We start from the raw sequence: 15,005 nt of genomic DNA on the forward strand, positions 1-15,005 counted from the left end.
ACCAGTTCATGAATTTCCTTTACATGGTTGAAGGGTAAACGTTAAGATGAAACAAAACATTTATCTTGAAAATCAAGATAAATTTAAGTGTAAAAGGGGTGGCATTTTATGTCAAGCGATAATAAGGTGAATGGAGCTCTGCTAAAGAGCTTAACACACAGATTGCAGCGGTATGGAATGAGATCCGTATTATTTCAACAAAATATGGCCCACAAAATAGGTGTATCCCATACGGACTTAAAGAGTGCTGAAATATTGAATGAAACTGGACCGATTACGGCCGGTGAATTATCCAAAATTACAGGATTGAGCACGGGATCGGTCACGGCACTGATCAATCGCCTTGAGAAATCCGGTTATGTTAAAAGAGAACGAGATCAATTGGACGGAAGACGGGTGATGATTGCACCGATACCCGAAAGGCAGGAACAGATCAAATCGCACTATCAATCGCTTTCTATGGCCACCAAGGAGTTATGTTCATCTTATAATGAACAAGAGCTAATATTGATCAATCAATTTGTTGAGGATATCACAAAAATCATGGACAAAGAAAATGACAAATTAATGAGTGAACGGGAAAGGTAGCCGGTATGCAGGCTGCCTTTTTTATTTTTAGCCAGCTGGCAGTTTCTTATCAATAATACAAGGAGTAGAGTGAAATTTATTTAAAAAAGAATGAACAATGTCACGTTTCCAGTAAAATATATATTGATAATGATTTTCATTATCTGCTAATATGAATCTACAAATCATTTAAAAGGGAGAATACACTATGAAAAAAGCAAAGGCGTCATTAGCGGTCTTACTATCAACCAGCCTATTATTTGGCTGTGCGCAGAAAAAGGAAGAAGCCAAGCCGGCAGATGATAATGCCAAAGAAGCAAGTGCGAGTAAGCTTGATGATGTATCTAGCGAGTACCGGGAATATGCCATCGGTGAAATAGAAGAGTTCGTAAACGCAACGGAAGAATTCACTGAGGCCGTATCTGCCGGTGATATTGAAAAAGCGAAGGAATTATACGCACCAGCCCGTATGCATTATGAGAGAGCGGAACCAATCGCTGAAGTATTTGGGGATCTTGATCCCAAAATCGATGCGCGTGAAGGGGATGTCAAAGATGAAGACTGGGGCGGTTACCATAGGATTGAAATGGGGCTATGGCAAGAAAATACAACGAAGGGCTACGAAAAGTATGCAGAACAATTAATGAGTGACGTCAATTTGCTTCGAGCCAAAGTTGAAACGGTTGAGGTAACACCTGATTTGTTGATCACGGGTGCGGTGGATTTATTGAATGAAGTTTCCACGAGCAAAGTGACAGGAGAAGAAGACCGATACTCCCATACCGACCTGTATGATTTCGTTGCAAATGTTGAAGGTGCAGAAAAGATCTATGAACTGCTTACTCCAGCGCTGAAAGAAAAGGACGCGAAGCTTGCTGAGGAAATCCAACAACGTTTTGACGATGTATACGGCTTGCTTGAAAAGCATAAAGAAGGGGATGGCTACATCTCATATACGGATTTAAAGAAATCTGAAGTCAAGGAGTTAAGTCAAGCAATTGATGCATTGGCTGAACCACTTTCGCAAATAGGGATTGTAACGGAGGAATCTTAATTGAAAGAACATACGCCTAAAGATGAAACCGGACTTTTTACAAAAAAAGTGAGTCGTCGAAATATGTTGAAAACGGCAGGAGTTGGTGGAATCGGAGTCGTGATAGGGGCTTCTGGATTTGGCGGGCTGCTGACACTTTCTGAACAAAGGGCAAAGGGACAAACTAAGGATATCGTTCCTTTTTATGGAGCACATCAAGCCGGTATCACCACTGAGGCGCAAGATAACCTTTACTTCGCATCATTGGAAGTAACCACAGATAAAAGGTCAGACCTAATCCAGTTATTTAAGGATTGGACAGAGGCTGCGGCTCAGATGACTGAGGGGAATTTGATTGGTGAAGCATCGCATAATACGAATATGCCCCCAAAGGATACGGGGGAAGCGAAAGAATTATCACCCTCCAATTTAACGATCACTTTTGGAGTGGGTCCGACCCTGTTTTCGAAGGATGGCAAAGATCGATTTGGTTTGAAATCGAAAAGGCCTGCAGAATTAAAGGATCTGCCTCAATTCCCTTTAGATGCTTTAGAAGAAGAATGGAGCGGTGGGGATATTTGTATTCAAGCATGTGCAGATGATCTCCAAGTGGCTTTTCATGCCGTCCGGAACTTAGTGAGGATCGGAAGAGGGAAAACGATCATTCATTGGGCACAAACAGGTTTTCAACGGACTAAGCAAGCCGATTCACAAAAAACGACACCTCGTAACCTTTTCGGGTTTAAGGATGGGACTGTCAATCCGGATACGAATAATGACAATGAAATGAATGAGCATGTTTGGGTGAAGGGTGAGGACGGTCCTGACTGGCTTGTTGGGGGCAGTTATATGGTGGTGCGCCGAATCCAGATGTACATTGAAGTTTGGGACCGGACAATATTGAAAGAACAAGAAAATACGTTTGGCCGTCATCGTGACAGTGGAGCTCCATTAGGAATGAAGAATGAGTTCGATACCGTGGACCTTGAAGCTAAAGATCCAAATGGAAATCGGGTCATTCCGGAAGATTCACATATGAGTCTCTCCAGGGGGGACGGAAAAGCAAAGATATTGAGGCGTCCATATTCATATGCAGATGGAATGGATCCTAAAACAGGGAGCTTCAATGCAGGCTTGCTATTCATTTGTTTTCAGCGAAATCCAAGTGAACAATTCATTCCCATACAAGAGCGACTGGCGAAAAATGATAAGCTCAACGAATATATCGTTCACAAGGGCAGTGCCATGTTCGCTTGTTTACCAGGTGTGAAAAAGGGTGGCTATATTGGGGATTCCCTTTTTGGAAAAATATAATCTCAAATGAGGACGTGAAAATCGCCAGCATGGAAATTATCCAGTTGGCGATTTTAGTTCATGAATAAGGAGGGACCAGTATGACCGTTTCTAAATGGAAGAGTGGGATTTTGGTTTTAATCGTCAGCCTTTTATTTCTTTCGACGGCTGTAAGGGTTGTTTCGGCGGGTGAAAACCATGATCAGCTTTTTGTTTATATTGGCGATAGTTTAATGAAGGTAAAATCCGGAGACCTTGAGGAAGTATCGAAAAATATCGATCTTTTCGAGAAAGATTGGCAAACGATAAAAACGGACAGCAAGAGTGCGAGGGAAGTCGACGAGAGGCTGTCTGCGGTAAAAAGTGCTGTGAGAGACCAAGCCTCCACAGATGAAATCAAGAAGCGATTATCGGCATTATCCAGTACTCTTGTTATTTATGATACCAACGAAAACCCTGTTGACAAGACGGACTATGAAGAACGCTTAGAAGCAATACTACCTTTAATAGATAAGTTGGAAGCTTCGATAACTGAAGGTGACTTTGATCAAGCTAAAGTTCAATATACCAGCCTTCTGAGTCAATGGACCGAAGCAGAGGTCATTGTCAGGGAGAAAAGTGTTGCTGCATATGGTGAATTTGAAACGAAAATGGCCTTTGTGCGGATAGCGATTACCCAAGACCCACCTGATTCGGAAAAAGCCCAAAAAAATCTAGCTGAATTGAAGGGCCTAATCGAGGATTTCCTTGCTGGTAAAGTTGAAGAGGGAAGCCAGGAGAATACCTATTCCCTTGGGGATGTAACGCAACTTTTACAAGGAAGTGCAACGGATATTGAAAAGGGTGACATCGATTCTGCCGTTGATCAGCTAAATGAGATCTTGACAATTTGGCCTAATGTCGAAGGGGAGGTCTCCACAAGGGACAGCAAGCTTTACAGCGATATGGAAACGAAAGTCCCGACCGCAATCAGCCTATTAGAATCGAAAAAGGTAAAGGCGGAGGAAGCGAAGGGAATCGTTTCCGATTTAAACACAAGGTTACTCCCTTTAATTAATGATACGGGATATACGACATGGGATGCCGCTTCGATCCTTTTGCGGGAAGGGTTGGAAGCACTCTTAATTGTAGCTACATTGCTGTCTTTCCTAAAGAAAATCGGGCAAGCGGACAAACAAAAATGGATTTGGACAGGGGTTGGTGCGGGTTTAGTTGCCAGTTCCATATTGGCGGTCATAATCAATATCGTTTTCTCTCAGATCACGGCTGCGTCAAGCCGGGAATATATTGAGGGAATCACTGGGATAATAGCCGTATCGATGATGTTGACAATTGGTCTTTGGCTTCATGGTAAATCGAATGTTCATGCATGGAACCGGTATATCGACAAGCAAATGAACCAAGCCATTGCTACGGGAAGCATCATCTCTTTCGCTTTGATCAGTTTTCTATCCATATTCCGTGAAGGGGCCGAGACGATTATCTTTTATGCCGGTATGGCTCCTTATATGGAATTAAAGCAGCTGCTGAGCGGGATTTTCCTTGCCTTCCTCATTTTAGTGGTAATTGGTTTCATCATGCTGCGCTTTAGTGTGAAATTACCGATGACCCTATTCTTTAAAGCGGCAACGGTACTCATATATGCCTTGGCTTTCAAGATTCTTGGAGTCTCCATTCATTCACTTCAGGTTTCACAGGTGATACAGACAAATACGATCAGTTCCTTTCCGTTTGTAGAAACGATAGGTCTTTATCCAACAATGGAAACGCTGGTGCCGCAAGCTGTATTAATTTTGCTGATTGTTTTGGCGACCATTTGGGTCAAAAAGAGTAATTCCTTACGTACAACCGAATAATATAATGGGACTGATGCATGTCAGTCCCATTTGTGTATGGTATTAGCGAATAGATCGGCGATAGGAATATTGCTTCCATTGATAAAGGATAAAGCAGCCGATGCAGAATCCAAGGATGGCTATGAGAGAAGCCAATCCGACCATCAAGGTGAATATATAACCGGTAACATCCCAACCCAGCAAAAAAGATATGAATCCAAGTCCTAAGCAAACGACAGCTATTGCTTGGTTGAACTGTTGCTGTGAATGATCTTCAGGAATATAATCGGAGGGTTTCTTTTTAAGAAAGAGCTTGGCGAGACGCATCACTGGATTGAAATTAAAGAGAAGACCTAAAAGTCCTGCAGTTAAAGGAATCACTAATATCCACATTTGTCCCGTTAATAAGGCGGTGGCTACGCTTAACAAAATGACCCATTGATTCGTTCGTACTAAAGGACGGGGAATGGAACGGATTTCACTCGTCATACTAATACCAACCTTCCTGATATGTTTTGTTTATATTTTATCTTTATTTTAATCATATGTGAAGTCTAACAAATTAAAGATAAAACCTTATTTATAATAATTTTAATTTAGTATTGATTATCATTAATAAAGTAGTATAATATGTATAACAGCAAATAAAGTGAGGAGGACAGTATAAATGGTAGCAAAAGTTTGTGAAACATGCGGAACACCAATAAAAAAGCTAAAGCATTCTGCCCTTTGCCAATGCGGTCCTAAGATATTGAGCAATCAATTCTCAGTTAAAACGAAAAAATAAATCTGTGGAATAAATCATAAATTAAACCATTAATCGGTTTGAGTTTATAGACAAAAGGGGTTCCATCTTAATTTTTTATACAAAGTTGATTGGAGCGGGTGTTCGAGGCTCCAGCGGGAAAAGCGTGCTCACAGAGACCCAGCAGGCAAACCGAAGAGGCTCTCGGACCGCCCGCGGAAAGCGAGTGCCCTACGTTCCAATCAACGTTCATATTTTATACATTCTCAAAAATGCAGGCAATCTTAATTAATATCAAGTTTGTCTACAGTCTGAACCGATTATTCAATTAATCGGTTTTTGTTTTTCCAATGAAGGGTAAAGAGGTAATAAATATTTTCCATTTCAATTAAAATAATGTACGATTAGGGAATAGAATAAAACGTCATGGAGGAAAAAGACATACTTTCAGTTTGTCAAACCATCACGTGACGGTTAGGAGGGGTTATGTTGGGAACGAGACTTTAAAAATTGGCGAGTTGGCGGAAATGGCGAATGTTACGAAAAGAACTGTAGATTATTATACAAACCTAGGCTTGCTTAAAGCAGAACGTTCCGCCTCTAATTACCGTTATTATTCAGTCGGTGAACTTGAAAGGCTTCGCCGTATCGAGGGATACAAAAGAGAAAACCTTTCATTGGAAGATATTAAAGAATTACTTAAGAAGGATAAGGAAGACACATCAGCAATTGAGGAAAAAGGTCTTCAACTCAAGAATAAAATGGATGGCCTGAACGAGGAACTTCAGGAATTCATTAGCTTGATTGAAAAGGACGGAAAAAGTGAGCTTCTTCTAAAAAAACAGATATCCCGCGAAAGCATGGCCTTAATCCAATCATTGCTAGTGTTGCTGGTATGATTAAAATTTATCCCTATAGTTTTTTGCACAAAGGTGCATATTAACGAAATAGGCTAAAGGGTTTTGATTAGGCAAAAATCGCTTTTTGAAACGAAAATAACCATTTATACAGGAGGTGCTTGGGATTTAGCCGTACATGTCTAATCCGAAGGTCAGAAGGATGGGCACAACATGGCGAACCCGCACATATTGGAGATATTTTTAAAATTATTAGCAGTAGCTGTATTAATAGCATTAACCGCATTTTTCGTTGCATCGGAATTTGCAATCGTGAAAGTCAGAAGTTCCCGAATCAATCAATTGATTGAGGAAGGGCATAGAAATGCCCTTGCAGCCAAGAAAGTGACATCACATATCGATGAATACTTATCTGCCTGTCAATTGGGGATTACGGTAACCGCCTTAGGTTTAGGGGTATTGGGTGAACCGACGGTCGAGGCCATCTTAAAACCATTGTTCACTAAATGGGGATTAGAGGAGTCCGTAAGTCACATCATCTCGTTCCTGATCGCCTTCGGTTCTGTAACATTCCTTCATGTTGTTGTCGGCGAACTTGCACCGAAAACGGTTGCGATTCAAAAGGCAGAAGAGGTAACCTTGCTATTTGCAAAGCCGTTAATCCTCTTTTACCGCATTTTGTACCCATTCATTTGGTTACTGAATGGTTCTGCACGTCTCCTGACGGGCATGTTCGGATTAAAGCCTGCGTCCGAGTCCGAAATGGCCCATTCCGAAGAAGAGCTGCGCATCATTTTATCGGAAAGCTATAAAAGCGGTGAGATCAACCAATCAGAATATAAATATGTCAATCAGATATTTGAATTTGATGAGCGCATTGCCAATGAAATCATGGTTCCGCGTACGGAAATGACCGTTATTGAAAAGGGCATGCCATTATTGGAAGTTGTTGAACTGATTCAGGAAGAGCAATACACAAGGTATCCGGTCATAGACGGTGATAAAGATAATGTCGTGGGAATGGTCAATATCAAGCGACTTTATACAGCGACGATTACAGAAGATAATGTAACAGCTTTGACGGTGGATTCCTTTGTAACACCCATTATCCGTGTTCTTGAAACGATCGCCATTCATGATTTGCTGCTGAAAATGCAGAAGGAACGGATCCATATGGCTGTTTTGACTGATGAATATGGCGGAACTGCCGGTCTTGTTACGGTTGAAGACATACTTGAAGAAATCGTCGGGGAAATCCGTGATGAATTTGACCAGGATGAACGTCCGCTCATACAAAAGATTGATGAAGGGCATTATGTATTCGACGCAAAAACATTGGTTGAAGATGTCAATGATACCCTTGCGATCGATTTGCCGGAGGAAGATATCGATACATTGGGAGGTTGGTTCCTGACAGGCAGATTCGAGATTGCTGTCGGGGATAAAATCGAATACGCCGGATATGAGTTTACTGTAAAGGAAATGGACGGCCACCATGTTTTATATGTTGAAGTGAAGAAGATTAAATAAAACAGGATTACAACAAGAGCCGAAAGTGGAAACTTTCGGCTTTTATTATGTACGAAGATGTCTATTCGGTGTTTAGAACAATCGTCAAGGCAGACTGTTACTTAATTGGAAAATGAATTCATTAAAAATAACACTGTAGGTAACTATTTTAGCTTGGAAAATGTTAAAATTGACTTTGAGCAATGAATCTATCTATATATCATTTTAAGTTTCAAAGAATATAAGGAAATTCTTCAAAAGTAATACTAATGATAGCATTAAGATTTATTTTGCATGCCGTTGTTTATTTATGGCTGGTATAAATAAGTATTGAAGGTGGGCGGGAAAATGGGTTTTAAGAAGAAGCAAATGTTGGGATTTGGTTTGATCTTGCTTTTCTTGGCTATTTTACTTTCTTTCATGATGGTTACGCTTAACAATTTAAAGAGCAGCATGACTGAGATAGTTGAAAATCGCTATGAAAAAGTTTCAGCTTCGATGGAAATCCGTCAGCTGTTTTCCAGGTCGGACCGTGAGATCCTGTTTGCAGCTAATGATGCAAACAAAAAAGAAAGAGCAGAGAGCCTCGAAATCATCAATGAGAATCATAATTTGATTGAATCAAAAATTGCTGGGTTATCAGGTACGTTAAATAAGGTCAAAGCGAAGCAATTATTGAAAGAGTTCGAGACTCAATATGCTTCTTACTCCATAACGGAGGCTGAAATCATCCAGAAGATAAAATCTGGAAACTCTTCGGATGATCTTTCAAGCCTGATGGACGACCAAAGGGAAAAACGAACGAAAGTCATCAGTACGATGGATGAATTTAAGGATTACCAGGAAGGTGTCATGAACGATACCTTAAACAATTCGAAACAAACCTATGAAGATATGATTGGTTTTGTAATTTTTGCGGTTATTCTCAGCATTTTGGTTATTTCCGTAACGGTTGTTTGGATGATCCGCAGTACATCGAAAGATCTACAATCGATTACGAAGGTCATCAAAAATATCGATTATAAAAATTTATCGGTCATACCGAGAGTTCCGGTTCGGACTACTGATGAAATTGGTGATATAGCGAGATCGTTCAACGAAATGGCGGGATCGCTTGAAATCTATAATCAAAAAGAGAAAGATTTCACCGAAAAGATCAGTGAACAGAACTGGATCCAGACCCGTGTTGCAGATATAGCTACGATGTATCAGCGCATTGTTGATGTGGAGGTGCTGGCTGACCGGTTCATTACAAGACTTGCACCGATGATGGGAGCTTCAATTGGAGCTTTTTACGTCAAACGGGGCGAGGGCGTGGATATGCGTTTTGTGAAGCTTGCAAGCTTTGCGGGAGATGGCGAAGATTCAGGCAGGCGTGAATTCCGTCTTGGCGAAGGTTTAATTGGACAATGCGCCCTTGAAAAGGAATCGAAAGTCATTGAAGATATTCCTGAAGATTTTCAATTGGTTACGACAGGATTAGGGGAGGTAAACCCGAAAAGCATTGTTATTGCGCCGGTCGTTTTTGAGGATGAAGTGGTGGCGATGGTCGAGCTGGCGAGTTTGGAGAGCTTTACGAAGCTGCAAAAAACTTTCCTGAACCAGGTTCTTGATACTCTGGGCATCACGATTAATAATGTTGAGGGCCGGATGGAAATAGAGCGTTTATTGCAAGAATCACAAGCACAGACCGAAGAGTTACAGGCTCAATCGGAAGAATTGCAATCACAGTCAGAGGAAATGCAAGCCCAATCGGAGGAACTGCAAACACAGGCTGAGGAATTGCGAATGATCAATGAACAATTAGAAGAAAGAAATCGTGAAACTGAAGAAAAATCGAAAGAGCTTCAAGTCGCAAAATTGAATCTTGAAAAACAAGCGGAGGAATTAAAGTTAAGTTCCAAATATAAATCGGAGTTCATGGCGAATATGTCCCATGAATTGCGGACACCGCTCAATAGTATCCTGATTTTATCAGAAATGCTTTCAGATCCGAATGATAGTAAATTAAACGAAGAGCAACAGGAATTCGCTCGGGTCATTAACTCATCAGGTCAAGATTTATTAACGTTGATCAATGACATTTTGGATTTATCGAAAGTCGAGGTCGGAAAGCTTGAAGTAGTCTTTGACGAAATGAATTTGAGTGAGCTTCCAGAGCAATTGCACCGTAATTTCGATCATGTAGCGAAGAAAAAGAACATTGACTTTATAATAGAAAAAAGTAAAAACGTTCCGGATATTTTCTTTACGGATGAACAGCGCTTCCAGCAAATTCTGAAAAACCTATTATCCAATGCATTTAAATTCACGGAAAAAGGTTCTGTGACTGTCCAAATCAAAAAAGCTGATGAAGAAAATGTAGCACAATGGATACAGACAAAAGGAGCTAGCAATTGGGTTGAAATTAAGGTGACGGATACGGGCATCGGAATTTCTAAAGAGAAGCAAAAACTTATCTTTGAAGCGTTCCAGCAAGGTGACGGAGCTACAATGAGAAAATATGGCGGTACAGGACTAGGGCTATCGATTTGCCGGGAGTTCGCCAAACTTCTGGGAGGCTGGGTCATTGTAGATAGTGAGGAAGGGCAAGGCAGTACCTTTACTTTCTTTATTCCAAGCATGCCAGAAGGCTTCAAAAATATCGGCGAAGCAATGGCTGCTTCTCCAGAAGTGGCAGCAGCCAACAACGATGATTCTGCCGCCGCACCTTTTGACGGTCAGGGAGAACCGGATGTAGTTATAGTGGATGAAGAAGATCGAGATAAGGCCAAACCATTCTGCAATAAAACAGTACTGGTCGTCGATGATGATCACCGTAATATATTTGCCCTGAAGAATGCGCTGAAGCATGAGGGGATGGAAATCCTTACAGCTGAAAACGGCTATGAATGTTTGGAACTCCTTGAAAAAGGAAACAATATAGATGTTATTTTGATGGATATCATGATGCCAGGCATGGACGGTTACGAAACGATGACCAGAATTCGCGAGCAAAGTAAGTTCGAGGATCTTCCAATCATCGCGCTAACTGCGAAAGCGATGAAAGGCGACAGGGAAAAGTGCCTGAAGGCCGGCGCTTCCGACTATGTCAGCAAGCCGTTAAAATTGGATCAGTTGCTATCAGTCCTAAGGGTATGGCTGACTAATTGATTGATAGTACGGGTAAGGAAGGTTTTGCATGAAGGATACATTAACGATTGAAGAAAGAGAAGACTTGGAAATCGAATTATTGTTAGAGGCCGTCTATTCCGTTTCGGGCTTTGACTTTCGCAAATATATGCGTTCTTCAATAAAAAGAAGAGTTGAAAATAGAATGAGACTGGACCATGTTCGCAGGATCAGCGGAATGATTGAAATGGTTTTATATGAAAAAGGGTATGTCGAGAAGCTATTGAGAGATTTTTCAATAAATGTCACTGAAATGTTTCGCGATCCGGATTTCTTTAAAGCCTTTCGTTTAAATATAGTACCGCTCCTGAAAAAACTTCCGGAAATCAGAATTTGGCATGCGGGATGTTCAACCGGTGAAGAAGCCTTTTCCATGGCGATCATCCTCAAGGAGGAAGGACTTTATGATAAGGCGAGGATTTATGCCACTGATATGAATGATGAAGTCCTCCGTCATGCGGAAAAAGGAATATTGCCTTTAAATAGAATGCAGTCTTATACGAAAAACTATTTGCAAGCTGGAGGCAGCCAGGAATTTTCGGAGTATTATACAACCGATTATCAAAATGCTTATCTTGATTCGAATCTCCTTAAAAACATTGTGTTTTTCCAGCATAATTTAGTTACTGATGGTTCGTTCAATGAGTTTCATATCATCATGTGCCGGAATGTGATGATTTACTTTACCGGTGAATTGCAGACCTATGTTAATCAGTTGTTTTATGACAGCCTTTGTAAAGACGGCTTTCTTGCGGTTGGCAGCAAGGAAACACTTCATACATCATCCTTTTCGGAAGATTATGAGGACTTTGACTCAAAGGAACGAATTTATCGGAAATTGTAAAAAGAAAGAGTCCGCATATAAGCGGACTCTTTCTTTTTAATTTAGTGCATTATTTTTCGGTTTTTTTTCATTTCTATGTTTAAGGTGACGGAAGAAGGGGTATAAATAATGAGTTGGTCTCCAAATAGAATGACTGCCGTTGTTTATTATTATTAAAAGAGACTGAACTTCGTTATAATATAATAGGAAAATCCCTATTAAGGGAGCTTTATGAAAGTACTGATCCATATAAAAAAGATAAATGTTGCCGCTCGATATAAGCCAAAAGGGGAATGAAAGAATGACGATTTTAATCGTAGATGATAACCAGGTTAACCTTTTCGTTATAGAGAAAATTCTAAAACGAGCTGGCTATACGGATTTTCTATCATTAACTTCAGCTGTTGAGATGTTTGAATATTTACAGGTGGATAGTCCGCAACCTAAAGAGACTTCAGTTGATATCATTCTGCTCGATATCATGATGCCGGAGATCGATGGGATAGAGGCGTGCAGGAGACTTCAAAGCATTCCTCACCTTAGAGATATACCCGTAATTTTTGTGACCGCCCTTGAAGATTCAAACAAGGTTGCCGAGGCACTTGATGTTGGCGGAATTGATTATATTATGAAGCCTATCAATAAAATAGATTTACTTGCGAGGATTCGCGTGGGGTTAAGACTTAAATATGAAAAAGATTGGCATAAAATGCAGGATGAAAAAATCCGCAATGAATTGGATCTTTCCATGCAGGTTCAAAGCGGTTTATTAAGTGAACCCATTATAAATGATCACTTAACCATAAGGGCATCATACTTACCTGCGAATAAATTGGCAGGGGATATGTACTATTGGCATCGCATCGATGAAAGTCGGTATGGGATCATCCTGCTGGATATGATGGGGCATGGCATATCCGCCTCACTTGTGTGCATGTTCATTTCCTCCGTATTGAGGGATGCCATCAGGATACATACTGATCCGGTGGCAGTAATAAACGAAATGAATCGCTGGATGAGTACCCTTAATAAAGAAGATAATCCAGTGCATTATTATTTTACCGCGATTTATATGGTCATTGATACAGAGCAAAAGACTGTGGAATATGTGAATGCCGGACATCCTCCGGGCTTTGCTTTAATGGACGATGGAAAAGTGGCCTCGCTTTCAAAAGGGACATGCCCTGTTGGGTTCTTCACCGAAATGAAAATAGAGAAGTCAGTCATTCATTATGAAGAGAAGATTCAGCTCATGCTATTTACGGATGGAGTCATGGAAGCGATAGATCGAGAAGGGACGGAAGGACTCGACCAAATAAAAGAAGCGGTCTCGACGAGATGGTTCGATTGTAAAGAATCTCCCCCTATCGATTTTTTGATGTCCCCGGAAATGCAGCAAGATCAACCGGATGATATGTGTGTTGTTGTTATTCAAGCAAATTGAACAAGGAAGAGGCGGCAGATTATCTGCCGCCTCTTCTCTATAAAAGGGGGGGGATATGTTAAGAGAGTGAATCATATATTCGGCTATTTGCAATTAACGGTCATTTTTTAATTTACCAATGCCATCTTGGAGATTGCCTTTTAATTTATCGACTTTACCTTCTGCTTGTAAGTGAGGATCATTTTTCGCGTTTCCGACTTGGTCTTTCGTTTCACCTTTAACTTTATTTACAGCACCTTTTACTTTGTCTGATAAACCGCTCATCATGTTACCTCCTTTTTCTTTATATACTGTATATACCCATGAAGTGTACGGATAAACCTGTTTTATATGGAGAAAAAGGAGTTTAAGAAGCGATTATAGCCCTTTTGCTTAACCTTTGAATGAACTGATATGACCGTTCAATGATATGATCCTTGTCATGATCCAACGAGGCCACATGATATGAATTTTCAAGGGGCGCCATCTCTTTATCCCCGGACATGACCGTATCGTAAATCTGGTAGGAACATGAGTCTGGTACAACGTGATCTTCTGGAGAATGGAAGATAAGAATCGGGCACGAAACGTCTATTAGTTTTTGACTGGTATGTTCCATTATATCAAGCAATTGATTAATCGCTTTTAACGGAACCTGGTCATTTGTGATTTCTTTAGTTGTATCGTCTTTTATGTCAGGTTTGCCCTCAGGAACGAAGCGTGGAACCGATTGGTTACGGTATATTTCATATTCAGGAACTTCGAGAGCGGCATTGATGGTGAGAATTCCATCACAAGACACTTTTGTAGCTAAATCGAGAACAAGGGCGCCTCCCATTGATTGTCCGATGGCGAATACATGGGTGCAGGTTCGTTTTAATTTTGCATAAGCCATTTCAACATCTTGTATCCATTCCTGATAAGTACTCGTTTCCATTTCATATTCATCCGTCCCGTGGCCCGCCAGTCGAGGAGCGAAGACAGTAAAGCCTTTGGCGGCAAATTTTTCACCTAAATATCTTACGCTTTGTGGCGTTCCGTTAAAGCCATGGCAAATAAGAATGCCGATAGAATTGCCGGGTAAGAAAAAAGGTTCCGCACCTGGTATTACCATTGCTGCTGTCATAATCCCATCTCCTTTAATTTGCTATACTTAAATTAAAATTAACTATTCCGATTATTTTACTTGGTTATATAATATCATAATGAAAATTATGAAGTCAACTTGGTTATATGCCAAATTTCATTATAAACAGGCATTAAAAAAAGATACAAAGATACTTAGTTAGGTCTATCCCGTGTTTGCTGCCACTCTTACCATTATATAAGTACTGTCCTTGCATTGTTGATAAACAGAAGAAGCTAAAATAACCGGTTGCAGGGTATAAATAAAAGAAAAGGAAAAAAGAGTTGACTTTAAACTGAAATGGGATTAATATAAATAAGCACCAACTAAGACAAACGAAAAACCTCATCGCCTTTTGGCTGATTGCTGAAAGAAATAATAACTATTGACTTCTTACTATGAAAATGATAAGATGAAATGGTCGCTGAAAAACACAGCGATTTAAAATAAGTTAAAAACTTCGCAGAAGTTGACAACTAATCAATAAAGTGTTATGATGAATAAACAGCCGTTCGAAAGAACGATTGTGAAATTGCTCTTTGAAAACTGAACAAAACAAAGCGCCAACGTTAAATTTTAAGTGAGCACACACTATCAAAAAAGCAAATGAGCAAGTCAAACAT

General features: G+C 40.4%; 12 protein-coding genes. 9 read left to right on the forward strand and 3 right to left on the reverse strand.

The features are described from left to right. The first annotated feature begins 108 nt into the window (after nt 1-108). The 4 genes from ACQKMF_RS24860 (at nt 109) to ACQKMF_RS24875 (ending at nt 4,749) form a co-directional block, all read left to right on the forward strand. The gene (locus tag ACQKMF_RS24860; protein WP_230178679.1) at nt 109-588 is read left to right on the forward strand and encodes a MarR family transcriptional regulator; all 480 of its coding nucleotides are present in this window, start codon (nt 109-111) and stop codon (nt 586-588) included. Nucleotides 589-775: 187 nt separating this feature from the next. Continuing rightward, nucleotides 776-1,621: an iron uptake system protein EfeO gene (efeO, locus tag ACQKMF_RS24865; protein ID WP_427575421.1), complete on the forward strand. Its 846-nt coding sequence runs from the start codon at nt 776-778 to the stop codon at nt 1,619-1,621. Further along, nucleotides 1,622-2,914, forward strand: coding sequence for an iron uptake transporter deferrochelatase/peroxidase subunit (efeB, locus tag ACQKMF_RS24870; RefSeq protein WP_402945402.1), 1,293 nt, complete (start codon nt 1,622-1,624; stop codon nt 2,912-2,914). Nucleotides 2,915-2,994: 80 nt separating this feature from the next. Further along, nucleotides 2,995-4,749 carry an FTR1 family iron permease gene (locus ACQKMF_RS24875; protein WP_427575423.1) on the forward strand — a complete coding sequence of 585 codons (1,755 nt, stop codon included), beginning with the start codon at nt 2,995-2,997 and terminating at the stop codon, nt 4,747-4,749. Between the two features lie 42 nt (nt 4,750-4,791). Here ACQKMF_RS24875 and ACQKMF_RS24880 read toward each other — a convergent pair whose 3' ends face one another. Further along, a complete protein-coding gene (locus ACQKMF_RS24880; RefSeq protein ID WP_101225711.1) occupies nt 4,792-5,217 on the reverse strand; it encodes a DUF4395 domain-containing protein in 426 nt (141 codons plus the stop codon). A 723-nt stretch (nt 5,218-5,940) separates the two neighbouring features. Between ACQKMF_RS24880 and ACQKMF_RS24885 the strand changes: the two genes are divergently transcribed. The 5 genes from ACQKMF_RS24885 (at nt 5,941) to ACQKMF_RS24905 (ending at nt 13,277) form a co-directional block, all read left to right on the forward strand. Continuing rightward, entirely contained in the window at nt 5,941-6,372 is a 432-nt protein-coding gene (locus tag ACQKMF_RS24885; RefSeq protein ID WP_286141468.1) for a MerR family transcriptional regulator, read from the forward strand. A 189-nt stretch (nt 6,373-6,561) separates the two neighbouring features. Beyond that, nucleotides 6,562-7,860, forward strand: coding sequence for a hemolysin family protein (locus tag ACQKMF_RS24890; RefSeq protein ID WP_101225719.1), 1,299 nt, complete (start codon nt 6,562-6,564; stop codon nt 7,858-7,860). Nucleotides 7,861-8,187: 327 nt separating this feature from the next. After that, nucleotides 8,188-10,992, forward strand: a complete 2,805-nt coding sequence (locus ACQKMF_RS24895) for a response regulator (protein ID WP_427575425.1) — start codon at nt 8,188-8,190, stop codon at nt 10,990-10,992. Between the two features lie 28 nt (nt 10,993-11,020). Further along, nucleotides 11,021-11,854 carry a CheR family methyltransferase gene (locus ACQKMF_RS24900; RefSeq protein WP_427575427.1) on the forward strand — a complete coding sequence of 278 codons (834 nt, stop codon included), beginning with the start codon at nt 11,021-11,023 and terminating at the stop codon, nt 11,852-11,854. A gap of 280 nt (nt 11,855-12,134) precedes the next feature. Further along, nucleotides 12,135-13,277 (forward strand): PP2C family protein-serine/threonine phosphatase, encoded by a 1,143-nt coding sequence (locus ACQKMF_RS24905; protein ID WP_101225714.1) that lies wholly within the window; start codon nt 12,135-12,137, stop codon nt 13,275-13,277. A gap of 93 nt (nt 13,278-13,370) precedes the next feature. Here the strand turns inward: ACQKMF_RS24905 and ACQKMF_RS24910 are convergent, their stop codons facing one another. Together ACQKMF_RS24910 and ACQKMF_RS24915 are read right to left on the reverse strand one after the other, a co-directional pair. Further along, complete coding sequence (locus tag ACQKMF_RS24910; RefSeq protein WP_098866101.1) at nt 13,371-13,541, reverse strand: CsbD family protein; 171 nt, start codon at nt 13,539-13,541, stop codon at nt 13,371-13,373. Nucleotides 13,542-13,623: 82 nt separating this feature from the next. Further along, a complete protein-coding gene (locus tag ACQKMF_RS24915; RefSeq protein ID WP_427575430.1) occupies nt 13,624-14,382 on the reverse strand; it encodes an alpha/beta hydrolase in 759 nt (252 codons plus the stop codon). Nucleotides 14,383-15,005 lie beyond the last annotated feature (623 nt).

This window comes from Peribacillus sp. NPDC101480 (assembly GCF_050277335.1).
Lineage (GTDB): Bacteria > Bacillota > Bacilli > Bacillales > DSM-1321 > Peribacillus.